Annotated in this window: 20 protein-coding genes; 12 read left to right on the forward strand and 8 right to left on the reverse strand. The window is 36.3% G+C overall.

All coding sequences use genetic code 11. The features are described from left to right. Nucleotides 1-100: 100 nt before the first annotated feature. The 7 genes from J1905_RS02665 (at nucleotide 101) to J1905_RS02695 (ending at nucleotide 9,035) form a co-directional block, all read left to right on the forward strand. A complete protein-coding gene (locus J1905_RS02665; protein ID WP_214225609.1) occupies nucleotides 101-2,584 on the forward strand; it encodes a TonB-dependent receptor in 2,484 nt (827 codons plus the stop codon). Nucleotides 2,585-2,669: 85 nt separating this feature from the next. Further along, on the forward strand, nucleotides 2,670-3,362 hold the full coding sequence (locus tag J1905_RS02670) for a CAP domain-containing protein (protein ID WP_214225610.1): 693 nt from the start codon (nucleotides 2,670-2,672) through the stop codon (nucleotides 3,360-3,362). An 84-nt stretch (nucleotides 3,363-3,446) separates the two neighbouring features. After that, the gene (locus J1905_RS02675; protein ID WP_214225611.1) at nucleotides 3,447-5,375 is read left to right on the forward strand and encodes an LTA synthase family protein; all 1,929 of its coding nucleotides are present in this window, start codon (nucleotides 3,447-3,449) and stop codon (nucleotides 5,373-5,375) included. Between the two features lie 4 nt (nucleotides 5,376-5,379). Next, complete coding sequence (locus J1905_RS02680; protein WP_214225614.1) at nucleotides 5,380-5,871, forward strand: GtrA family protein; 492 nt, start codon at nucleotides 5,380-5,382, stop codon at nucleotides 5,869-5,871. Nucleotides 5,872-5,941: 70 nt separating this feature from the next. Further along, on the forward strand, nucleotides 5,942-7,729 hold the full coding sequence (locus J1905_RS02685) for an aromatic amino acid hydroxylase (RefSeq protein WP_214225616.1): 1,788 nt from the start codon (nucleotides 5,942-5,944) through the stop codon (nucleotides 7,727-7,729). Then, nucleotides 7,729-8,430, forward strand: a complete 702-nt coding sequence (locus J1905_RS02690) for an SDR family NAD(P)-dependent oxidoreductase (RefSeq protein ID WP_214225618.1) — start codon at nucleotides 7,729-7,731, stop codon at nucleotides 8,428-8,430. Before J1905_RS02685 ends, J1905_RS02690 begins: the two co-directional genes overlap by 1 nt. 62 nt (nucleotides 8,431-8,492) lie before the next feature. Continuing rightward, a complete protein-coding gene (locus J1905_RS02695; protein WP_214225620.1) occupies nucleotides 8,493-9,035 on the forward strand; it encodes a C40 family peptidase in 543 nt (180 codons plus the stop codon). Here J1905_RS02695 and J1905_RS02700 read toward each other — a convergent pair. Both J1905_RS02700 and J1905_RS02705 read right to left on the reverse strand, forming a co-directional pair. Next, complete coding sequence (locus tag J1905_RS02700; protein ID WP_214225622.1) at nucleotides 9,030-9,917, reverse strand: flavin reductase family protein; 888 nt, start codon at nucleotides 9,915-9,917, stop codon at nucleotides 9,030-9,032. The two genes, J1905_RS02695 and J1905_RS02700, sit on opposite strands and share 6 nt — an antisense overlap. Before the next feature lie 4 nt (nucleotides 9,918-9,921). After that, on the reverse strand, nucleotides 9,922-10,920 hold the full coding sequence (locus J1905_RS02705) for a fumarylacetoacetate hydrolase family protein (RefSeq protein ID WP_214225624.1): 999 nt from the start codon (nucleotides 10,918-10,920) through the stop codon (nucleotides 9,922-9,924). Between the two features lie 334 nt (nucleotides 10,921-11,254). Here J1905_RS02705 and J1905_RS02710 point away from each other — a divergent pair, with 334 nt between their 5' ends. The 3 genes from J1905_RS02710 (at nucleotide 11,255) to J1905_RS02720 (ending at nucleotide 14,621) form a co-directional block, all read left to right on the forward strand. Beyond that, complete coding sequence (locus J1905_RS02710; protein ID WP_173092679.1) at nucleotides 11,255-12,421, forward strand: homogentisate 1,2-dioxygenase; 1,167 nt, start codon at nucleotides 11,255-11,257, stop codon at nucleotides 12,419-12,421. Nucleotides 12,422-12,457: 36 nt separating this feature from the next. Beyond that, entirely contained in the window at nucleotides 12,458-13,588 is a 1,131-nt protein-coding gene (hppD, locus tag J1905_RS02715; RefSeq protein ID WP_214225626.1) for a 4-hydroxyphenylpyruvate dioxygenase, read from the forward strand. A 76-nt stretch (nucleotides 13,589-13,664) separates the two neighbouring features. Then, the gene (locus tag J1905_RS02720; protein ID WP_250317969.1) at nucleotides 13,665-14,621 is read left to right on the forward strand and encodes a YihY/virulence factor BrkB family protein; all 957 of its coding nucleotides are present in this window, start codon (nucleotides 13,665-13,667) and stop codon (nucleotides 14,619-14,621) included. Here J1905_RS02720 and J1905_RS02725 read toward each other — a convergent pair. Continuing rightward, nucleotides 14,618-14,899 (reverse strand): hypothetical protein, encoded by a 282-nt coding sequence (locus J1905_RS02725; RefSeq protein ID WP_173092683.1) that lies wholly within the window; start codon nucleotides 14,897-14,899, stop codon nucleotides 14,618-14,620. The two genes, J1905_RS02720 and J1905_RS02725, sit on opposite strands and share 4 nt — an antisense overlap. A gap of 111 nt (nucleotides 14,900-15,010) precedes the next feature. Beyond that, nucleotides 15,011-15,598, reverse strand: a complete 588-nt coding sequence (locus tag J1905_RS02730) for a porin family protein (protein ID WP_173092685.1) — start codon at nucleotides 15,596-15,598, stop codon at nucleotides 15,011-15,013. Between the two features lie 161 nt (nucleotides 15,599-15,759). Between J1905_RS02730 and J1905_RS02735 the strand changes: the two genes are divergently transcribed. Then, a complete protein-coding gene (locus J1905_RS02735) occupies nucleotides 15,760-17,532 on the forward strand; it encodes a sensor histidine kinase (RefSeq protein WP_214225628.1) in 1,773 nt (590 codons plus the stop codon). Nucleotides 17,533-17,574: 42 nt separating this feature from the next. Here the strand turns inward: J1905_RS02735 and J1905_RS02740 are convergent, their stop codons facing one another. Next, nucleotides 17,575-17,874 carry a hypothetical protein gene (locus J1905_RS02740; RefSeq protein WP_108203474.1) on the reverse strand — a complete coding sequence of 100 codons (300 nt, stop codon included), beginning with the start codon at nucleotides 17,872-17,874 and terminating at the stop codon, nucleotides 17,575-17,577. A gap of 182 nt (nucleotides 17,875-18,056) precedes the next feature. Between J1905_RS02740 and J1905_RS02745 the strand changes: the two genes are divergently transcribed. Continuing rightward, a complete protein-coding gene (locus tag J1905_RS02745; RefSeq protein ID WP_214225630.1) occupies nucleotides 18,057-19,202 on the forward strand; it encodes a tetratricopeptide repeat protein in 1,146 nt (381 codons plus the stop codon). Here the strand turns inward: J1905_RS02745 and J1905_RS02750 are convergent, their stop codons facing one another. The 3 genes from J1905_RS02750 to J1905_RS02760 are packed head-to-tail and all read right to left on the reverse strand — an operon-like array spanning nucleotide 19,203 to nucleotide 22,326. Then, on the reverse strand, nucleotides 19,203-19,787 hold the full coding sequence (locus J1905_RS02750; protein ID WP_214225632.1) for a riboflavin synthase: 585 nt from the start codon (nucleotides 19,785-19,787) through the stop codon (nucleotides 19,203-19,205). It abuts the gene before it with no gap. Nucleotides 19,788-19,792: 5 nt separating this feature from the next. Then, entirely contained in the window at nucleotides 19,793-21,277 is a 1,485-nt protein-coding gene (gene accC, locus J1905_RS02755; protein ID WP_214225634.1) for an acetyl-CoA carboxylase biotin carboxylase subunit, read from the reverse strand. A gap of 8 nt (nucleotides 21,278-21,285) precedes the next feature. Beyond that, the gene (locus J1905_RS02760; protein ID WP_214225636.1) at nucleotides 21,286-22,326 is read right to left on the reverse strand and encodes a threonine aldolase family protein; all 1,041 of its coding nucleotides are present in this window, start codon (nucleotides 22,324-22,326) and stop codon (nucleotides 21,286-21,288) included. Between the last annotated feature and the right edge of the window lie 370 nt (nucleotides 22,327-22,696).

Below are 22,696 nucleotides of genomic sequence, written 5' to 3' on the forward strand. Positions count from 1 at the left end.
GCACTCTTTCAATCTATTTAAATTAATTCTAAATAAATTTGTTTCTATAGTACAGAGATATTACTTTTGCGCCCAGTTAGAATTGATCTAAATAAAGCAAATGAAACACTTATACAAATTACTTATTCTCACAACTTTCATCTTCTCGGGCATAGCTGCTTCTGCTCAATTGGCATCAGCACCTGCAAGAGGAACTATAAATGGAAAAATAAAAACCAACGATGGAAAACCTGCAGCTTATGTAAGCGTTCAAATTGTTGAGAACAACAAAAAGACAGCATCTGATGAAGACGGAAATTTTAGTTTTAACAATTTAAAAACCGGCGAATACACACTTAAAACTTCTTATGTAGGCTTACAAGTACAAACTCAAAAAGTATCGGTTACTGAAGGACAAAGTACAACAGTTGAATTTACATTATCTGAAAATTCTGCTCAGTTAGATGAAGTAGCTATTAGTGGATACAGAACACCTAATGAGAAACCGGTAAACGTTGGAAAAATCGCTATTGCACCTAGAGACCTGCCTCAATCTGTTCAGGTAATTGGCGCTCAGGTTATTGCAGATCAGCAAGCTAATCGTTTAAGTGATATCATGAAAAACGTAAACGGTGTTGCTTTAGGTGCTAACCGTGGATCTGTTGGTGATAACTTTTTTGCAAGAGGCTACAGTCTTGGCACCAACAATATCTTTAAAAATGGTGCAAGAACAACTATTGGAGGTTTCCCTGAGGCAAGTACATTAGAATCCGTAGAGGTTTTAAAAGGTAGCTCAGCATTACTTTATGGTGGTGTATCAGGTGGTGCTGTAGTAAATATGGTAACCAAAAAACCTAAATTTGAATACGGTGGTGAGGCATCTATGCGCATTGGAAGCTACGATCTATATAAACCAACTGTAGATGTTTACGGTCCTATTTCTCAAAAAGTTGCATTTCGTTTAATTGGAACCTACGAAACCGCAGGTAGCTATAGAGACAAAGTAGATTCTAAAAGATTTTATGTAAACCCATCTCTACTTTACAAAATCAATGAAAATACAGATATACTAATTCAAGGTGATTACTTGAAAAGTGATTTCACTCCTGATTTTGGTATCGGTACTGTTGGTAACAAAATATCTCCACTTGGAAGAAATGTATTCGTTAATACTGATTGGGCATATAACAAAACAAATACTGCTACTGCACAAGCTGCCTTAAACCATAAATTTAATGACAACTGGAAATTAAATGCAATAGTATCTCTACAATCGTATAATAGAAACTATTTTTCTTCAGAGCGTCCATTTGCTGATAACGCAGGAGTATGGTATCGTGCACTAACCCGTTCCAAAACAAAAGAATTAACTTACAATGAGCAAATCAATTTAACCGGAACATTTAAAACCGGTTCAATTGCACATACTTTATTAGTTGGTATTGATGCAGATCAATCTAATGTAACAACCGGAGGTTTTAGCAACCCTAACATTAAGGATAAAACTACAAATCCTGCAGGGACAGCATATTATGATTTGGTAAATATTCTTGATCCATCATCATTTAACATACCAACAAACTTTAACACTCCTGAAACTAATCTTCTAACCAATGCAAAAGCTCCAGTTTTTAGAATGGGTGGTTTTGCACAGGATTTAGTTGCATTAACAGATCAGTTTAAAGTTTTAGCAGGTGTAAGATGGTCGTTCCAAAAAACACCAGTAGTTACAACAACTACATTATCTGATGGTAGCAAGAAAAAACCTGACAATGCACTTGACAAAATAGATAAAGCATTCTCTCCAAAAGTAGGTCTTATCTATCAACCAATTAAAACTACATCTATCTATGCAAGTTATTCAAATAACTTTACATCAAATGCAGGTACAGATGTTGCTACCGGTGCACCAATGCGTCCATCAATCATTGATCAATATGAAGCTGGTGTAAAGAACGACTTCCTTGACGGTAAACTATCTGCGAATGTAACTTACTATAAAATACTCAACAATAGATTTGCACAAACCGCTAATTTCAACCTTAACGGAGACCCTAATGGTGATACTAATTTAAAAGAGTTTACTGGAAAAACTGCCAGTGAAGGATTGGAATTTGATATCTCTGGTACAATAGTTAAAGGACTAAACTTTATTGCCGGATATAGCTACAACTACATGCGCTACACTTCTACAGCTGAAACAAGGAAATATGTTGATCCTAAAACAGGTAAAGAAACAATTATTTCTGGCATAGTAGAAGGAGAACGTTTAGTAGGTACAACTAAAAACACTGCTAATGGAACATTATTCTACACTTTTAGTGAGGGTGCTGTTAAAGGATTAAAACTTGGAGCTTCTGCATTTTACACAGGAGATCGTAACGGAGGTAGAAATACAACCAAAGCGGGTACTTCTTCAGGTATTATCCCAGTTAAAGGTTTCACTACTGTTGATTTCTCTGCAGGATATGCATACAAAAAGTTCACTATCCTTGGTAAATTATCAAACATAACCAATGAATTGAATTACTATGTTCATGAGAACTATAGTGTAAATCCAATTCCTCCAAGACAATTTGTTACTACACTTAGCTACAGATTCTAAGTATCTATTATAATATAAACGAAAAAGGCGCCCTATGGCGCCTTTTTCGTTTATATTGGCCTGGCTTTTGCTATCCTATGCCATCATGAAACTGTTATCAATATCTATCCTATTTCTATTTTCTTTTTTTACACCTACTTCAGTAAAAAGTACTTCTGACTACTATGAATGGTCTAGAGAAGAGTTAAAAGCGGCTAACACAGCAGGCAACGCCAGTTATCTGACAGGTGAAGAAAAAGACCTCGTTATCTATATGAATCTGGCCCGTATGGACGGAGAAAAGTTTTTTAACACCTACTTCCAGGATTTTGTCGACGATTACAACAAAAAAATAATGAAGTACAGCAATTACAATGAACTTAAAATAAGTAGAAACGACAAATATTATAGAAGTCTGGAACAACAGATAAGCGCTATAAAAGATCTTCCTATGCTTTGGCCTGATCAGGCGTTATCTGTAGTAGCAAGACAACACGCCAGAGATATGAACCGTAATAATTTTACCGGTCATAAATCAAGTGATGGAAGATCAGTCAAAGACAGGATTTCAAAAGTATACCCTAAAAGATCAAATGGTGAAAACCTTGCCTTTGGATTTTCTAGTGGTCTTGAAAACATTTGTATGCTACTACTCGACAAAGGAGTACCTGATCTTGGACATAGAAAAATAATTCTGGGCGACTCTTATGGACTTAATTATGTTGGTGTAAGTATACAACCACATAGAAAATATGGCTATTCCGCCGTAATTGATTTTGTTTCCTTACCTCGGCAATAAAATTCATAAATGAATGCACCATTAATTTATTATTAACAATTCGTTTTCAAAATACTTAAATTTACCGCCTCTAATTAAAGACAGTTGAAAATTAAGAACACAAAAACGGTAAATATTTACTTGGCACTAGCATATCGGTTTTTTATTGTATTGGTTTTATATACACTTTGCAGACTAGGTTTCTACGCCTTTAATCATAGCTTATTTCAAAGCATTTCTCTTCCAAAATACCTATACATATTATACGGAGGAGTAAAATTTGATGTATCGGCGCTCCTCTACATTAATCTGATATTTATATTACTAAATGTCATCCCTTTTCCTTTCAGGTATAAAGAAGGGTATCAAAAATTTTGCAAGTGGCTTTTTATTATAACCAACAGTATAGGCATATTGGCAAACTTTGCAGATTTTGCTTATTTCAAATACACACTAAAACGTACAACAGGAACAGTTTATGATCAATTTAAAAATGAGCAGAATAAACTTAAGTTATTCGGCGATTTCCTTGTAGACTACTGGTACCTTGTTATCATTTTTGCTGTTTTAATCTGGCTATTTGTTAAACTCTACGATCTGGTTAAAGTTAATAAAGCACCACGTTTTACCTGGCCAATATATCTTTTACATACAGCTCTATTGTTTATTATAGCGCTTGCCTGCCTTACCGGAATCAGAGGAGGATGGGGTTTTGGCACAAGACCAATTACACTAAGTAACGCAGGTGAATTTGTGGATACCCCAGATCAGATGAATCTGGTTTTAAACACCCCTTTTTCCATATTCAGAACACTCACCGCTTCTACACTAAAGCCTGTTCATTACTATGATGAGCAAACATTAAATACGATATATAATCCAATTCATTTGCCTGCCGACACAGGTAAATTTAAACCGTTAAACGTAGTTTTCTTAATAATAGAGAGCTTAGGAAAAGAGCATGTTGGCAGCTTAAATACCGATCTGGATGGCGGAAAATATAAAGGCTACACTCCTTTTATTGACTCGCTGGTTTCGCAGGGATATACCTTTACACATACTTATGCAAATGGTCGTAAATCTATTGATGCATTGCCTTCTGTTATTACCGGTATCCCAAGCATTAGAGAGCCATTTATACTTTCAATTTATTCGGGTAACAAAACAACAAGCATCGCTAAATTATTAGGAGATAAAGGTTATGAAACCGCATTTTTTCATGGTGCACCTAATGGCTCGATGGGATTTTCTTCTTACACTCACCTTGCCGGGATAAAGCATTATTTTGGACAGAATGAGTATAAAAATACAGGCGACTCTGACGGCACATGGGGAATTTGGGATGATCCTTTTATGCAATACATGGCACAAACCATGAATACATTTAAACAACCTTTCTTTTCAAGTTTCTTTTCTTTATCGTCTCATCACCCATTCAGGTTACCTGATGAATACGTTGGTAAATTCCCGAAAGGCCATCTACCTGTACAGGAAGTATTAGGATATACAGATATGGCTCTGCGTAATTTCTTTAAAACAGCTTCAACTATGCCATGGTATAAAAACACATTGTTTGTACTATGCGCAGATCACGCAACGGTTTCATACTTCCCGGAATACCAAACAACACCTGGATACTTTTCGATTCCAATTGTACTTTATTATCCTGGCGGTAACTTAAAAGGAAAGGCCGAAAAAATTGTACAGCAGATAGACATTATGCCTACCGTATTAAACTATTTACATTACGATAAGCCATATTTTGCTTTAGGTTTTGATGCTTTTAAAGAAGGCAATGATAACTTTGCTGTAAATAATAACGATGGAACTTTTAGCTTTTATCAGGATGACTACCTATTGGTTAATGACGGAAAACTAAATATCGCTTTGTACAATTTAAAAACAGATCGTTTAACAAAAAACAACATTCTGGAAAAAGAACCGTTAATTGCAGACAAAATGGAAAAATACCTGAAAGCATTTATCCAGCAATACAACAATAGAATGATTGAAAATAAACTAACAGCGAATTAATTGCATGAGGAAAGCCTTATTACGAATAATAGACTTCTTTTACCCTCCTTTTTCGCGTTGGTTACCCATTCATACATTCAGATATATGGTATCTGGTGGTACTACAGCCATATCTGGAATCATCAGCTATTACATTGCCTACAACTGGATTTTGCATCAAGAAAACATTCAGGTTGATTTTCCTTTTGTACCGAAATTGATTACCGCACACTCCGCAGCACTAATTATCAGCACCCTAGTTAGCTTTCTGATTGGGTTTACATTAAATAAATACCTCGTATTTACTAAATCTAATATAAAAGGAAGAATACAGATGTTCAGGTATGCTACAGTTTTAACTGTAAACTTTGGACTTAACCTTGCAATGCTAAAATATATGGTGGAGGGATTGCATTTTTACCCTTCTATATCGCAGGCGTTCATCACTATTACCTTATCATTGTGCAGTTATTTTCTGCAAAAGCATTTTACCTTCAGGGTTAAAAAATCTCATTAGAAATCCAGTTACAGGCTCCCACCCTTACCTATTATTTGCGTAACTTTACAATATTTACTGAATTCATGCAATGAGTGATTTTAATGACTTTAATAATCCACAAGTAGCTAAGCTGCCTAAGCACCTAAGGCAATTTATTGTGGAGCAGCATTATGAGAAATATACTCCGATAGATCAAGCGGTTTGGAGGTATGTAATGCGTCAGAATTATAGTTATTTAAAGCATGTTGCTTATTATCCATATATAAAAGGTTTGCAACAAGCGGGTTTAAGTATTGAGTATATCCCTAACTTACAAACTATGAATGACAGCCTCGGCAAAGTTGGCTGGGGTGCCGTAACTGTAGATGGCTTTATACCACCTGCAGCATTTATGGAATATCAGGCATATCGTGTACTAGTTATTGCCGCTGATATCCGTCAGATTAATCATATAGAATACACCCCTGCTCCCGATATTATTCATGAGTCGGCTGGCCATGCACCCATTATTGCAGATATTGATTATAACAATTACCTCAGTTATTTTGGCTCTATTGGCGCTAAGGCAATGTTCTCTTCAAAAGATTTTGAATTGTATGAGGCTATCCGTCATCTATCTATATTAAAAGAAGCAATTGATGTACAGGAACAGGAAATTGCAAAGGCTGAACAGCATTTACAGCAAATTTCTGAAGACATGGGCGAGCCCTCCGAGATGGCTTTGTTAAGTCGTTTACATTGGTGGACTGTAGAGTATGGTTTGATTGGCACTTTAGAAAACCCTAAAATTTACGGGGCTGGCTTGTTGTCATCAATTGGCGAGAGCTCATCGTGCATGAAGCCTAATGTAGAAAAATTATGGTACAACAAAGATACCGTTAACTACACATACGACATCACTAAACCACAACCTCAGTTGTTTGTAACCAAAACATTCCAAAATCTAATTGATGTTCTTGAAGATTTTGCCAACACAATGGCATTCAGACTAGGAGGTTCGGAAAGTATAATTAAAGCTATTGAATGTAAAAACCCGGCAACTGCTGTTTATAGTTCAGGCTTACAGGTAACAGGTGTGTTTACCGACATGGGTATCGATCAGAATGATGAACTTACCTTTATTAAAACTACCGGACCATCGGCGCTAGCTGTAGAAGGCAAACAGCTTGAAGGACATGGTAAGTTTTATCATAAAGATGGTTTTTCATCGCCTGTTGGCAAACTGAAAGGCCAATCCATACCAATTGAGGACTTCACTGATCTCCAGTTAGAAGAATTCGGAATCATGAAGGACCAAAAAGCTGACTTGATTTTCGAAAGTGGAATACATGTAACCGGCTTGGTTAAAGACATCATAAAACATAACGACAAGCTTGTTTTAGTGGTACTCGAAGATTGTACTGTTAAAGAAAGTAATGGAAACATTCTTTTCCAACCTGAATGGGGAACTTATGATATGGCAATCGGCGCAACAATTATTTCCGTATATAATGGAGCGGCTGATAAAGGCAATTATGAGGAGATTACGCATGTTAGCGATAAGCAAACTCATCAAGTAAGTTACGACGAGAAAACAGAAAAACTTCATAATATATATAAAAGTGTACGTGCTATTAGAGAGCACGAAGTGGACTTTGAACAATTGCATGATTTGTTTAAAAAAGTAAAAACAGAACACCGACAGGATTGGCTTGCCGCCCTAGAGATGATGGAGATTTTACATCACAAACAGCTTTTCCCTGAATTGGAAAAAGAGATCCGTAATTATTTAGAGTTAAAATCAGAAAACGAATCAGAACATAAAAAATTGATCAATGATGGATTGCATGTGATTGAAAATCCGGTTTCTCAATTGATCACCGAAAAAGATAATTAATGAATATAGTATTAACTGGCGCAAGTAGTGGCATTGGGTTTGAAGCTGCTTTAGAATTTACATTAAACACTGAGAATAAGGTAGTATGTATTGCCCGCTCTTCAGATAAACTTCGCAAACTTTTAGAAATAGCTAAAGGAATTAACCCTGATTGTACATTGCTACCTGTAGAATTTGACATTGTAAATGATGACTATGCTGCATTGGTTCCTTTTTTAAAAGACAGACTGGGCAAGGTTGACATTTTAATAAACAATGCCGGGGCATTAATTAATAAACCATTTCTGGAAACTACTCCCGCTGATCTTTATGAGATGTTTGAAAGCAATGTAATTGGGCATTTTAGCATGATCCAAAACCTGATTCCTTTAATGGCAGAGAGTGGTCATATTGTAAACATTGGCAGTATGGGCGGTTTTCAGGGTAGTGTTAAATTCCCTGGTCTTTCTGCTTATTCTTCAAGTAAATCAGCATTACATACTTTAACAGAATGCCTGGCTTTTGAACTAGCAGAGACTGGCATTAAAGTGAACTGTCTGGCTCTTGGTTCTGCTCAAACAGAAATGTTAGAACAGGCATTTCCAGGTTATCAATCACCGGTTTTAGCTTTTGAAATGGGTAAGTATGTGGCAGACTTTGCAAAAACCGGACATAAGTTTTTTAACGGAAAGGTAATTCCTGTTGCAGTAACAACACCATAATCAACAAGTTATCAACATTTTTAGGGTTCAAAGATAATTTTAATACCTTTAACCCAATTGATATGAAGAAAACCATTATTCTATTCAGTGTATTACTTTTAAGCTTTACGACGGTCAAGTCGCAAACTACTATACCCGTTCAATTTCAAGAACTGGTACATGAGTTGAGCCAGGAAGTACCGGATAAGGATAAAAAATCAGCAATCACTACTTCACCAAATCGTTTACTGGAATTTGCAAAATCGATGCTTGGCATCCGATACAGAACAGCATCGAGTAGCCCTAACAGAGGTTTTGACTGCTCTGGTTTTGTGAATTATGTTTTCAGTAATTTTGGGTTTAAAGTACCGCGTTCATCCAGAGAATTTGCAACAAGCGGCGAGGCCAAGAAACTTGAAGAAGCAAAAATTGGAGATGTAATTCTATTTACTGGAACAAACAGCAGGTCCAGAACACCTGGACATGTCGGAATTATCTACTCTATAGATGGAGATGAAATCAAGTTTATCCATTCTTCTTCAGGAAACAAAAGAGGAGTAACAATAACTAGTCTTGATGAAGGCTTTTATAAAAAACGGTTTATAAAAGTAATCAGTATTCTATAACAATACTACTTTTAAAGCCTCATTCACATTCCCTTGCTCTAGCCAGGTTCTGGCAAGTTCATGAAGTTCACGTTCTCTATTGTTGCTATCACCAATAGTTGCATCTAAAATATCCTTAACTTCGGCAAGATTTCTAACCGCATCTACTTCGTCGTCTGTTGGTAAATGCTCTACGTTACCCAGCTTTCCAAGGTCATTGCCTGTTAATACCATTGAATTGCGAACTGCCTTGGGCAATGCATCCACTCCTATCCCAAGTGTTGTTAATGGCTTAGCCACTTTAAACAGATTTTCTGGAGTAACCCTACAATACCAGTCGCCTCCTAAACGGGCAACCAGATCAATTTTAGCCTGATCGATTTTTCCTTCTTCGTCTAAAATCTCCTCTTTAATGTGTATTAGCTTTACTTCTGCCAATATTAAGTTACCAGCCCCAGGGTTTTCACCAAGATGAATTACTTCCTTAACAATGCACTCCATTTGAACCGGAGCCTCTGCAACCCTTGGTGGCTTAACCAATTGAGAAGGAAGCATAGTAAAGCCAGCCTTTTCGAATTCATTTACTCCCTTTGGATACTCAGTGCTAGCTAAACTGGTTTGCTGCACCATTGAATAGTTTACAATATTAATTACGCATTCCTTTACCTCAAGTATATTTTCAAGCGTGTGTTTGGTTGTATTATCACGCACCCTTCTTGCCGGAGAAAACACACACAATGGTGGGTTAGTGCTAAACATATTAAAGAAACTAAACGGACTTAAATTGATATTTCCAGCCTGATCGATAGTGGTAGCAAAACAAATTGGCCTCGGTGCAATTGCGTATTGCATATAGTTCTGCAATTGCGCTGGCGAGAGCTCTGAGGTATTAAGGGTCAGCATAAGGTTATTTCTTTTTCAAAGACAGGATAGAAAAGTCCGTATCAACTTTTTTAATGGTATTACTTAAATGGCCAAGGCCTGTAATTTCCATTTCTACTACATCACCATCCTGTAACCACTGAGGTTTAAAGTTCGGATCATTTAGCAATCCTGTGCCATTTAACTCGAGAAAACACCCGGTTCCAACAGTACCCGAACCTATTACATCCCCAGGCAAAACATCAGTACCATAAGCACAGCGCTCTATAATTTCAGCAAAAGTCCAGTCCATATCAGCCATATTTCCGGCAGACACCTTTTTGCCATTCACGATACAGGTCATCTGAAGATTATAAGCATTACCAGTGTGCCCCGCTTTAGCCGAAGTTTTGTATTGACTCAACTCATCTGGAGTTACCAGCCATGGGCCTATTACAGTAGAAAAATCCTTACCCTTTGCAGGTCCAAGATTTAATAGCATCTCCTCCATTTGTAATGTTCTGGCACTCATATCATTCATGATAGTAAAACCAGCTATATAATCATCCGCTTCAGCAGCAGTGATGTTTCTTCCTTTTTTACCTATTACTACAGCAACTTCTAATTCAAAATCAAGCTTTTGGAAATGATCAGGCATGCATTCAATTTCCCCCGGTCCCTGAATGGCATTGTGGTTAGTGAAATAAAAGATTGGATATTGATCAAATTCTGCAATCATATCAACCCTACGATTCCTACGGGCAGCCGCTACATGCTGACGAAAAGCATAACCATCCCTACACGATGTTGGATGTGGTACTGGAGCCAGCAATTCAAAAAAGGCCTCCTGCTTTGGTTCAATCTCTCCTGATTTGATCTGTGCATCAACTTTTTTTGCTCTTTCCATCAAAACATCCCCCCCCTGCAAAAAGGCATTCATCTCATCAGGCAGCTGTTTATCGCATGAATTTAAATTGTAAATGTGTCCATTTACAAAAACACCAAGGTGTTCTCTGTCTTCTGTTTTATAGGATACCAATTTCATATGATCAGTAGTTTTATGTGGTTATTCAAATCTATAATAAAAATACACCAAAGTGGTTATAAAACAATTCCCGAAGAGAATTATAGTCTACAATTTGTTGATTAGCAGATAAAATACCTACTTTAGTCACTGCAAAAGAAAAATGATACAAAGCAATTTTACATATCAGAGTCAGGTAGCCATGCAAGCATTGGCTTCATTTAGATATGCCATGCTTTCCAAAATCATTTTTGCGCAATATTCCATTTAGACTTCCCTTTCTTCTGTCTTTATTTAAAACGTTTTACACGTTTTAATCGTTATTAAATTACACTTTAACCAAATACCTACTGCTATGCCAATATATCATACCTTAGGAACTATACCTGCTAAACGCCATACTGTTTTTCGTAAACCGGATGGAAAGTTATATGCGGAAGAACTGGTCTCTACTGAAGGATTTTCAAGCCTATATTCACTCGTTTACCATTGCCATCCCCCTACCATTGTTAAATCTTTGGGAGAGCCGTATTCTGTTGAACCTAAGATTGCCCGTGAAAAACACTTGCGCCATACCAGTTTGATTGGCTTCAATATAAAACCTGAAGATGATTATTTACAAAGCCGAAAACCGGTATTGGTAAACAGCGACTTACATATTTCTTTGGCTGCACCCAGAAAATCAATGACCGATTATTTCTATAAGAATAGTCAGGCTGATGAGGTCATTTTTATTCATGAAGGTAGTGGAACTTTAAAAACCGGTTTTGGTAAGATTCGCTTTGAATATGGTGATTATCTAGTGGTTCCGCGCGGAACCATTTACCAAATGGAATTTGACAATGAAAAGAACCGACTATTTATAGTTGAAAGTTTTAGTCCCATCCGAACTCCAAAACGTTATCGTAATGAATACGGACAGCTCATGGAGCACTCTCCTTACTGTGAACGTGATATTAAACTACCTACAGATCTAGAAACCATAGATCAATATGGCGATTTCAAAGTATTGATTAAAAAACAAGGGTTGATATATCCTTATGTTTATGGTACTCATCCTTTTGATTTTGTTGGATGGGATGGATTTCATTATCCCTGGGCATTCTCTATCCATAATTTTGAACCTATTACCGGTCGTTTACACCAACCCCCTCCGGTTCACCAAACCTTTGAAGGTCATAATTTTGTGATCTGTTCTTTTGTACCTCGCAAATACGATTATCACCCACTTTCTATTCCTGCTCCTTACAACCATAGCAATGTGGATAGTGATGAAGTACTATATTATGTTGATGGAGATTTTATGAGCAGAAAAAGTGTGGTGAAAGGACAAATTACACTGCACCCCGGAGGTATCCCTCATGGTCCTCATCCTGGAACTGTTGAAAAGTCAATAGGTAAGGAAAGTACAGATGAACTTGCTGTTATGATTGATCCTTTCAGGCCGTTAATGCTTACCGAAGACGCGGTTAATATAGAGGATGAAAGTTATCATAAAAGCTGGCAGGAAAACATAGAGTAAAAACTGAAACTAACTTATTATTCAAAAAAAACTAAAATGACTACACAAACATTTGCAGAGAAGATTGCTAAGGCACAAGATTTTCTGCCCATAAATGGAACTGACTATATAGAATTTTATGTAGGAAATGCCAAACAGGCTGCACATTTTTATAAAACAGCATTTGGATTTCAATCACTGGCATATGCGGGTCCCGAAACAGGAGTTCGTGATCGGGCATCCTATGTTTTGCAACAGGGAAAGATTAGGTTGGTATTAACCACCGGATTAAAATCAGATAGTCAAATAACAGAGCATGTAAAAAAACATGGAGATGCAGTTAAAATATTAGCCTTATGGGTAGATGATGCCTACAGCGCTTTTGAAGAAACTACCAAACGTGGTGCAAAACCCTACTTAGAGCCTATTACAAAAACCGATGAGCATGGTGAAGTGCGCATGTCTGGCATTTATACTTATGGTGAAACCGTTCACATGTTTATTGAGCGCAGGAATTACAACGGTTCTTTTTTACCGGGATATCGGGATTGGAAAAGCGATTATAATCCAATTGAAACGGGCCTGCTCTACATAGACCACTGCGTTGGGAATGTTGGCTGGAACAGGATGAATGAAACAGTTAAATGGTACGAAGATGTAATGGGCTTTGTAAATATCCTCTCCTTTGACGACAAACAGATCAACACTGAATATTCAGCGCTGATGAGCAAGGTAATGAGCAATGGAAATGGATATTCGAAATTCCCTATTAATGAACCGGCCGAGGGTAAAAAGAAATCACAGATAGAAGAATATCTGGAATTTTATGAGGGCGAAGGGGTGCAACATATTGCTGTAGCAACAAAAGATATTTTATCTACAGTAAAAGACTTAAAGGCTCGAGGGGTTGAGTTTTTAAGTGCACCCCCCGAAGCCTATTATAGCATGATGCCGGAACGTGTTGGAGAAATTGATGAAGAAATAGTACAATTAAAAGAACTTGGAATTCTGGTAGACTGCGACGAAGAAGGATACTTGCTTCAAATATTTACAAAACCTGTAGAAGATAGACCTACCCTATTCTTTGAAATTATACAACGCAAGGGCGCTCAATCCTTTGGTGCCGGGAATTTCAAAGCACTATTCGAATCTTTGGAGCGTGAACAGGAACTGCGAGGAAATTTATAACTTTTAATAGATTAACACATAAGAAGGGCATTCAAAAAATGCCCTTTTTTAATGTCCTTCTTTTGATTTAAAAAAAATGGCTATTTTCGGGCTTCAAGGCTATAATGTGGAAATGGAAATCAATAGAGTTAACAGGATAGTGCTGTTTTTTACACATTTTAAAGCAGCTTTTAAATTATTTCAAAAAAACGACCCGTTACGTTTAGCTGGAGCCACAGCCTTTTTTGCAAATTTTGCGTTACCCCCTATTTTGATAATACTGATAAGGTTATTTGGTTATTTTATAGACAGAAAAATCCTTGCATCCAGAATGTTTGAGCGCCTGGCAAATATTTTAGATGACTCAAGTACAGGACAAATAAGACAAACCTTAAGAAACATTAGAGGAATTGATCATGAATGGTATGCTACCTTATTAAGCTTTATCTTTTTCTTATTTGTTGCAACTACACTCTTCACGGTAATTAAGAATTCAATGGATCAGATTTGGTCTATAGCAAATAAGGAACATGCAGGTTTTATGTTTAAAATGAGACTAAGAGCTCGCTCAATGGTCATCATTTTACTAGCCGGACTTTTATTTACGATGGGTTTTATTACCGACAGTATCCAGGCATTTATTGGCTCTTATATAAACACTGCGGCTCCTACTTTCGGTAAAGTATTCCTATCCATATTAAATCAGCTGCTATTTATTGCTATTGTAATGATCTGGTTTACCGTATTATTTAGATTTCTAACTAATGGCAGACCAACCTGGAAAGCAGCATTAAAAGGCGGACTATTAACAGCTGTATTATTCACTATAGGAAAATACATTTTAAGAATTATGCTTCCTTTAAGCGGAATCGGAAATATTTATGGCACTTCTGGCTCAATTGTTCTGATCATGCTATTTGTGTTCTACTCCTCTTTTATATTCTATTTTGGAGCTTGCTACATTAAGGTATTGAGTGACTCCAAAGAAACCCCCATACGCCCAATAAAAGGGGCATTCCAGTATGAAATAAAAGAAGTATTAAAGAATGCCTAGCATACCTGAGGCTTGGAGATCTGCTCGAACCCATGCATTTCAAATACTGCCAGTTTACTTAATAAATTGTAATGTAGCGTACCAAAGAAGTTAATAATTCCATCTTTGTTTTTACCCTCGATACAGATAGTCTCTTTTACAATTTCCTGGTGTTCTAATTTCTGATCAGTTAGAAGGACATCTTCATCCTGAATTTTCACATCATCAGCTTCAATTGAGAACTGATTTAGCAGCTTAGAAAAGCTTTGGCCGTTTAGCAATAGTTCTTTGATATTCATGATCAATTTGAATTAAGTTAGGGAGAAAAGCAACATCAATTTTAAAGCCAAAAAAAAGGGTAAACAATTAATGTTTACCCTTTTACAATAAATGTTAATAACTTAATGTTTTTAGAATAACCTGTAGGCTAATCCTAATGTAAACAAGCTAAGTTTTGCATCATTGTAACCATCTTTCCCAATTTTAGAAAGTCCGGTTTCATATCTTAAATCAAGGCCCAAATTTCCGATATCCAAGCCTGCGCCAAATTGCCATGCGAAATTTTGTCCTTTAAAATTCCCTTTAAATACATCACCGGCGGCTTGTCCGAACGATTGCTCATCATCCAGGATAAAAGAAACCACAGGTCCGGTGTTCAACCTGATGCCAACGCCTGCAGCACCTATTTTTGTACCTACCAAAACCGGTACATCAAGGCTTGTAAATTTTACTTTATTTTCATCACCATTACTTGCTTTTAATGTTGTGTTTTTACCGGTTAAGTAAAGCTCTGGCTGTAAATGAATACCAGCAGCACCAATACGAGCCCATAAACCTGCGTAATAGCCTGCCCTGTTGTCGCTGCTAAAAGTGTTATCGGTACTTAGTTTAGAAAGATTGGTTCCTGCTTTTAGTCCCAATTGGAAACTAGGCAATACCTGGCTAAATGCCACCAGATTGAAACACACAAATAATGCAGACAAGATTAACTTTTTCATATTAGAATGATTAGGATTATATTAATTAAATAACTATAACTATGTAAAATTAAGAATATTTTTAATTTGTAACTAAATTACGTAGTTTTATCTTAAAAAGCCTAATATCTAAATCGGTATTAGACCTATACTCCCTCATTGTTATTACCATACCAGCTTAAATGGATTTTACATTTAATTTATACGCGATTGTTCTAATTTTATTTGGTGCGCTCGCGCTCTTGCTTTCCTATTATATTTATAAAAAAGAAGGTGGGGCAGTCCGAATTTTTGGCCTGCTTATGCTCTCCAGTGCCATATGGTCATTAGGCTATGGTTTTGAATTGGCTAGCCCTATACTAGAGCAAGCAAAACTCTTTGTAGATATTGAATATCTAGGCATCTCAACCATTCCTTTAAACTGGCTTCTCTTCTGCTTAAAACTATCTGGAAAAGAAAGGTGGTATAAACAAAAAATCAATATTTCAATACAAATAGCAATCGCTATTATTGTCACTTTAGTGGTCTGGACAAATGATCTCCATCACCTTCATTTTAAAGGCTTCCATATGGATACGACAGGAGATTTTCCAATGCTTGCCCTTGAAATGGGGCCATTCTACTGGATATTCACAATATATTTCTATGTGCTGCTAGCAATAGGGAGCTATTTATTGATCACTACCTTCCGCAAATCAGATCCAATTTACAAGAAACAAAACTACAGCATAATTATAGCTGCCTTTATACCGTGGATAGCAAACCTCGCTTATTTTTTTGGCTTTAGGCCGTTTGGTGACTTAGACATAACTCCCTTTTCCTTTATAATCACTGTATTTTTAATCTCAATTTCTATTTATCGTTTCAAGTTATTTGATATTTTACCTGTTGCCAGAGAGAAAGCCCTCGAACTAATGCAAGATGGTTTCGCTATTCTAGATAGCAAAAACAGGATAATTGATTATAACTCTGCTTTCAGAAAGTATTTGTTAGATTTTAAAGAAAACAAGATAATGGGGACTCAAATCGAGCTCCTTTTCCCCGATCAGCAAAAACTGCTGGCACTAATAAATGAGCGTCAGTCAGGAAAAACTGAGTTGAAAGTTCAAAACTCTGCCGGATCATTTGATTTGGAGGCTGAGATTAAAACGCTAAACGAAAATCACTTAAAATTAAATAGTGAAGCCGTTATTATAAAACTGCAAGATTTAACAGCACTTAGAGAAGAAGCTTTAAAATCTAAATCTCAAACGGAAGAACTTCAACAATTAAATCAACTTAAAGACAGGATATTTTCGATAATAGCACATGATTTAAGAGGCCCTCTAATTAACCTTTCGGAAATAATAAAAATGACCTCAAATGATATGATTACCATTGAGGAGTTTAAAGTACTCGCTCCTACGCTTAGCAGAGATATTTCTTATACAACCGACCTTTTGGATAATATTTTGCATTGGTCCAGAAGTCAATTAAAAGGCTACGGAATTAACAAAGTTTTTTTTGATCTCAAAAGTATGCTTGTTAATGAAATCAACTATCACTTACCGGTAGCCGAAGCAAAAAAGGTTCAAATTATACAGGATGTATTTCCCGGTGAAATGGTCTATGCAGATAGGTTAATGATCCAGATTGTGGTTAGAAACATCTTAAATAATGCCATTAAATTTTGTAATGAAAATTGCAAAATACACATTACCGCAGTATATAAAACAGATGGTTTTATTGAACTTTGCATAGAAGACAATGGCATTGGAATGTCGGAAAGTGTACTCAAAAAAATGTTTAACGGTGAAGGTGCATCAACACGTGGTACAATGAATGAGAAAGGTACCGGCCTGGGCTTAGTAATATGTAAAGAGTTTATCGAAAAAAACGACGGTAAACTTATTGTAAAAAGTGAAATAGGTAAAGGCTCTAGCTTTTACATTTATTTACCGGTTGATGTAAAATAGAAATACCTCAAAATCGGAGGTATTTCTATTCAAATTACATTTTTATTTCCCTGATACAGCATTTATAGCTTGCTGCTCTTTCAATGCATCAACATTGTTTTTATCACCAAAGTTTTGGGTTTTGTCGGCAAAATAATCAAGTATACCAACAATAGTATCTAAGTTATCCGAAACTCTTTGGTGCATATCAGTTAGATCTTTGTCTAATCTTTTATCTCCGAGCTCAATGTTATCAACTTCAATTTTCCCTATTTTTTGAATAATTGCCTGTTGAGAGTGTTGTAAGTCTTCTAATTCTCTTACGATTTTCTGCATCAATTCAAACTTCTTTAAAGTATCCATATTCGTATTTTAATTAAGATTAACATTCAATTTATATTATAATTCAACCAATTACCCTGCCAATATGTTTTGTTTTTTTATAACAGAGTCACGAATATGTCGTTATGTAACCAATAATTTAGATGTTTAATTTGCATTCCTAACAAATAACTAATACTTTAGTTGTTTAAAACATAACTAGTATGAAAAGAGCACTTCTTCTATTTTTTGCAGTCGTTTCCTGTCAGATCACTTATGCACAAGACAAACCTGTCCTTGATAAAGAAAAACTACTGGAATATTATCAAACGCAAAAATATACTGATGCTGCGCAGTACTTACAAACTGTTTATGCCGAAGACACACAGGATGAGAAAGAAATATCTCAGCTTGCTTATGCCAATATGATGGCAGGTAAACTACCCGAGGCAGAAAAGAACTATTTAAAGTTGCTGGAGAAACAACCTCAAAGTTTACCTGTATTGTTTAGTCTTGCAAACATAAACCTTAGAAGAGGTCAGGACGAAAAAGCCAAAAACTATTACATGGATATCCTTAAGATAGACAGCACTAATTTTACTGTATATAAGCAGCTAGCTAGCTTAAACAAAGGAGAAATGAACGTTGCTAAAGTAGTTTACCTCGAAAAAGCCAATGCGATAAACCCTACAGACGCAGATGTTGTATTTGATCTATGTGAAATATATTTCAAATCGAACTTTTTTGATAAAGCAAGCAATATACTGGAGCCGGCTTTAAGTGCAGACAGTACAAATCTTCAATTGTTAAAAATGAAAATGCCAATCAGCATGGCAAAAAAGAAATACGATGAGTCTATCCAAACAGGGCAAAAATTATTAAGTTATGGAGACAGCTCAACCTTTGTACTTAACAACCTTGGTAAATCTTACTTCTTTGTTTTAGACTATAAAAATGCTTTAAAGAGCTTTTTGGCAATAGAAAGTAAATCAATGGACAGTGAAACCTTGTATTACAGTATTGGACTTAGCTACAGAGGATTAAAAGACTACAAAAGCGCAATACCTTATTTGGAAAAAGCCATACAAGAAGGTATATCTACAAAAATTGCCAGCTATTATGGCTTACTAGGCGATTCCTTTGAAAATATAAATAAGAATACCGAGGCAAACACATCCTATAAAAAAGGCCTCCAATTTGAGAATAATGGAAGCCTCTTGTATAATATTGCCTTGGTTTATGAAACCAAGCTTAGTGATAAGAAAAGTGCGATAGACTATTACGAGCAGTACCTAAAAACAATTAATGAGAAAGAACAACCTAAACTAATTGGCTTTATCAAAAATAAGATTACTGAATTGAAAAGGTAACTACCTGCTCACCAATCTTGCTACATACTTACCAATAATATCAAACTCAAGATTAACAGTATCACCTACGTTAACCTCGTGTAAATTGGTATGTTCAAATGTGTAAGGTATAATGAATACTGAGAATTCATCAATTTCCGAATTTACTACAGTTAAACTGATTCCATTAACAGATACAGAACCCTTTTCTACTGTAACATTACCATTCTGTGAGTCATATTTAAAGCGGTACTCCCAGCTTCCATCTAACTCAGCCCGTTTAATACATACAGCCGTTTGATCTACATGGCCTTGAACAATATGTCCGTCTAATCTTCCATTCATTAGCATGCAGCGCTCCAAATTCACTTTGTTCCCTACCTTTAACCCATCGAGATTACTTTTCTGAAGAGTTTCTTCAATTGCGGTAACAGTATGGGTATCTTCAGATAAGGCAACAACAGTTAAACACACTCCATTGTGCGAAACACTTTGATCTATTTTTAGCTCATTACTTAAATTCGATTTCACAATATAATGTCGGTTTGTTCCTTCTGATACTATATTTGTTACCTCTCCAAGTGTTTCTATTATTCCTGTAAACATATTTATTAATTAAACTTAACTCTATTTTTTCGCCAATTACTTATTGCAGCAGTCTGATTTTGCGACTGCATTACTTCCGGCTTTTTCAATGAAAGTGCGGCAATTAATGCTGCCATAAGCGCTTCATCTTCGTCCTCATGCTTCAAACTATCCGCGTTAAAATATTTACTTACAAAGTGGGTATCAAATTTACCCTCTTTAAAAGCACCATGCTGCATTACAAATTTCCCAAAAGCAAGTGTAGTTTTTATACCTGTAATGTCATATTCATCGATAGCTCTAATCATCCGTTCGATGGCCTCTTCCCTATCCTTACCATAAGTAATTAACTTAGCAATCATCGGATCATAGTAAATTGGAATTTCCATACCTTGCTTAAAACCGTCATCTACACGTACTCCATTGCCTTTTGGGGTACTATATGTTTGCAGTATCCCGATGTCGGGTAAAAAATTATTTTCCGGATCTTCAGCATAAACCCTCAGTTCCAATGCATGTCCGTTAATTTTTAAGTCTTCTTGTTTATAGGAAAGCTTTTCCCCTCTGGCAATCTTAATCTGCTCTTTTACAAGATCTAACCCTGTTATCATTTCAGTTACAGGATGCTCTACCTGAAGCCTGGTATTCATTTCAAGGAAGAAGAAATCAAGATTCTCATCTAAAATAAATTCAACCGTTCCAGCTCCTACATAATTTACAGATCTGGCCACGTCTACAGCGCAAGCGCCCATTTTTTCTCGTATTTCCTGAGTTAAAATACTGGATGGCGCTTCTTCAATTACTTTCTGGTGTCGCCTTTGAATGGAACATTCACGCTCAAACAAATGAACAATATTACCATGAGTATCGCCAAGAACCTGAATTTCTATATGACGAGGAGACGAAACATACCGCTCAATAAATACAGATCCATCACCAAATGCAGAGGTTGCTTCACTTACTGCCAATTGCATTTGCTCCTCAAAGTCAGATGCCTGTTCTACTACTCTCATACCTTTACCACCACCACCGGCAGCAGCCTTAATTAAAATAGGGAAACCAACTTCAACCGCTCTTATCTTAGCTTCTTCAACATCGGTAATGGCTTCTTCGGTTCCAGGAACCATAGGAATATTATATTTCAAAGCAGCGGCTTTGGCGGACAACTTATTCCCCATAATTTCCATAGCCTCAGGAGTTGGCCCAATCAGTGTTAATCCCGACTCTTTAACTAACCTCGCAAAGCTGGCATTCTCCGATAAGAACCCATAACCCGGATGTATTGCTTCTGCTCCGGTAACTTTACACGCATCAATAATTTTTTGCCCTACTAAATAAGATTGATTAGATGGTGCCGGGCCAATACAAATTGCCTCATCAGCATAAAGCACATGCAGTGCCTCTCTATCAGCTTCAGAATATACGGCAACTGTCTTTATCCCCATTTCACGAGCTGAACGCATAATGCGCAAAGCAATCTCACCCCTATTGGCTACAAGAATTTTATTCATTAGTAAAGTTATTTATGGGCTGTTGGATGCAAATGTATTATGTTTTCGATAGCCATGTCAATCATTTCCGAAGAAACATCTAAATGAGTAACCATTCTAATTGTATTCGGACCTGTGGTATTACAAGCAATACCTTTTTCAGCCAAATGATGAACAATATCATTAGCTCTAAAGCCTGCTGCAACATCAAATAAAACAATATTTGTTTGAACCGGCATTACAGAGGATACGTAATTGACCTGACCTAAAGCCTCTGCCAATGCAGCTGCGTGCAGATGGTCTGTTGCTAATCGAGACACATGATGATCCAATGCATAAATCCCTGCTGCTGCTAAAAAGCCTGCCTGTCTCATTCCGCCCCCAAATGCCTTACGTATTTTCCTGGCTTTATTAATCGTTTCTTTTGAACCAAGTAATACTGAGCCTACCGGTGCCCCAAGCCCTTTTGATAAACAAACAGATATTCCATCAAAGTATTTACCATAATCTTTTGCATGATCACCTGTAGCAACCAAAGCATTAAATATTCTGGCCCCATCCAGGTGAAGCTTTAATCCTTTAATGTTACATAAAGTATGAATTGGTTCTATCTGATCCAATGTATAAGCAATTCCTCCACCTTTATTTACCGTATTTTCTAAAACTACCAAAGTTGAATTCGGATAATGAATATTGTCTTCATTAATTTCAGGCTCTATCAGCTCAGGTGTCAATATCCCCCTTTCGCCATATAAAAGTCGTACTGAAGCCATAGAGTGATAAGCAATACCACCGCCCTCATAGCGATAAACATGAGATGTCTGATCGCAAATCACCTCGTCCATTGGCTGTGTAAAGCACTTAATCGCGATCTGATTGGTCATTGTACCAGAAGGACAAAACAGACCGGCCTCCATATTAAACATAACTGCTAGCTTATTTTCCAGCTCATTTACCGTTTCATCTTCACCAAAAACATCGTCTCCTACTTTTGCATTCATCATTGCAAATTTCATTTCTGCTGTAGGCTTTGTTACTGTATCACTTCTAAAATCGACTTTTATTGCCATATTAATTTTTACTGAATACAAAATTTACATTTAGTTCTTAATGGAATTAAGAATGATAATATTACAAAATACTATATAAAAGAGTGCTTTTAGTTAAAAAAAGAATTATCTCCATCTTTAAATGTTTAAATCGTATGTTTTTCATCAAAAAACCAGTATAATAGCGATTGCAATCTTGGTTGATAAAAGGAGAAAATTTTATAATTTGGATTTTAAAATAACAAGTGTATTTTAGCCTTAGTGTTTATTTAACAATATGGTAATCTAAAAATCACGAGCAAAATTAGAAAAAACACTGTTTTTAAGCATTTAAAGGCAGGAAATTAAAAACTAACCGAAACTAGAAAATTAAATTTATGAAAAAAAACCA

It is taken from the genome of Pedobacter sp. B4-66 (genome assembly GCF_018492665.1).
In the GTDB taxonomy this organism is placed as follows: domain Bacteria; phylum Bacteroidota; class Bacteroidia; order Sphingobacteriales; family Sphingobacteriaceae; genus Pedobacter.

Bases quoted from the DNA above. Each gene is read 5' to 3' on its own strand.
- J1905_RS02665 (WP_214225609.1), top strand. From the start codon at position 101: ATGAAACACTTATACAAATTACTTATTCTCACAACTTTCATCTTCTCG.
- J1905_RS02670 (WP_214225610.1), top strand. From the start codon at position 2,670: ATGAAACTGTTATCAATATCTATCCTATTTCTATTTTCTTTTTTTACA.
- J1905_RS02680 (WP_214225614.1), top strand. From the start codon at position 5,380: ATGAGGAAAGCCTTATTACGAATAATAGACTTCTTTTACCCTCCTTTT.
- J1905_RS02685 (WP_214225616.1), top strand. From the start codon at position 5,942: ATGAGTGATTTTAATGACTTTAATAATCCACAAGTAGCTAAGCTGCCT.
- J1905_RS02690 (WP_214225618.1), top strand. From the start codon at position 7,729: ATGAATATAGTATTAACTGGCGCAAGTAGTGGCATTGGGTTTGAAGCT.
- J1905_RS02695 (WP_214225620.1), top strand. From the start codon at position 8,493: ATGAAGAAAACCATTATTCTATTCAGTGTATTACTTTTAAGCTTTACG.
- J1905_RS02700 (WP_214225622.1), bottom strand. From the start codon at position 9,917: ATGCTGACCCTTAATACCTCAGAGCTCTCGCCAGCGCAATTGCAGAAC.
- J1905_RS02705 (WP_214225624.1), bottom strand. From the start codon at position 10,920: ATGAAATTGGTATCCTATAAAACAGAAGACAGAGAACACCTTGGTGTT.
- J1905_RS02710 (WP_173092679.1), top strand. From the start codon at position 11,255: ATGCCAATATATCATACCTTAGGAACTATACCTGCTAAACGCCATACT.
- hppD (WP_214225626.1), top strand. From the start codon at position 12,458: ATGACTACACAAACATTTGCAGAGAAGATTGCTAAGGCACAAGATTTT.
- J1905_RS02720 (WP_250317969.1), top strand. From the start codon at position 13,665: ATGGCTATTTTCGGGCTTCAAGGCTATAATGTGGAAATGGAAATCAAT.
- J1905_RS02725 (WP_173092683.1), bottom strand. From the start codon at position 14,899: ATGAATATCAAAGAACTATTGCTAAACGGCCAAAGCTTTTCTAAGCTG.
- J1905_RS02730 (WP_173092685.1), bottom strand. From the start codon at position 15,598: ATGAAAAAGTTAATCTTGTCTGCATTATTTGTGTGTTTCAATCTGGTG.
- J1905_RS02735 (WP_214225628.1), top strand. From the start codon at position 15,760: ATGGATTTTACATTTAATTTATACGCGATTGTTCTAATTTTATTTGGT.
- J1905_RS02740 (WP_108203474.1), bottom strand. From the start codon at position 17,874: ATGGATACTTTAAAGAAGTTTGAATTGATGCAGAAAATCGTAAGAGAA.
- J1905_RS02745 (WP_214225630.1), top strand. From the start codon at position 18,057: ATGAAAAGAGCACTTCTTCTATTTTTTGCAGTCGTTTCCTGTCAGATC.
- J1905_RS02750 (WP_214225632.1), bottom strand. From the start codon at position 19,787: ATGTTTACAGGAATAATAGAAACACTTGGAGAGGTAACAAATATAGTA.
- accC (WP_214225634.1), bottom strand. From the start codon at position 21,277: ATGAATAAAATTCTTGTAGCCAATAGGGGTGAGATTGCTTTGCGCATT.
- J1905_RS02760 (WP_214225636.1), bottom strand. From the start codon at position 22,326: ATGGCAATAAAAGTCGATTTTAGAAGTGATACAGTAACAAAGCCTACA.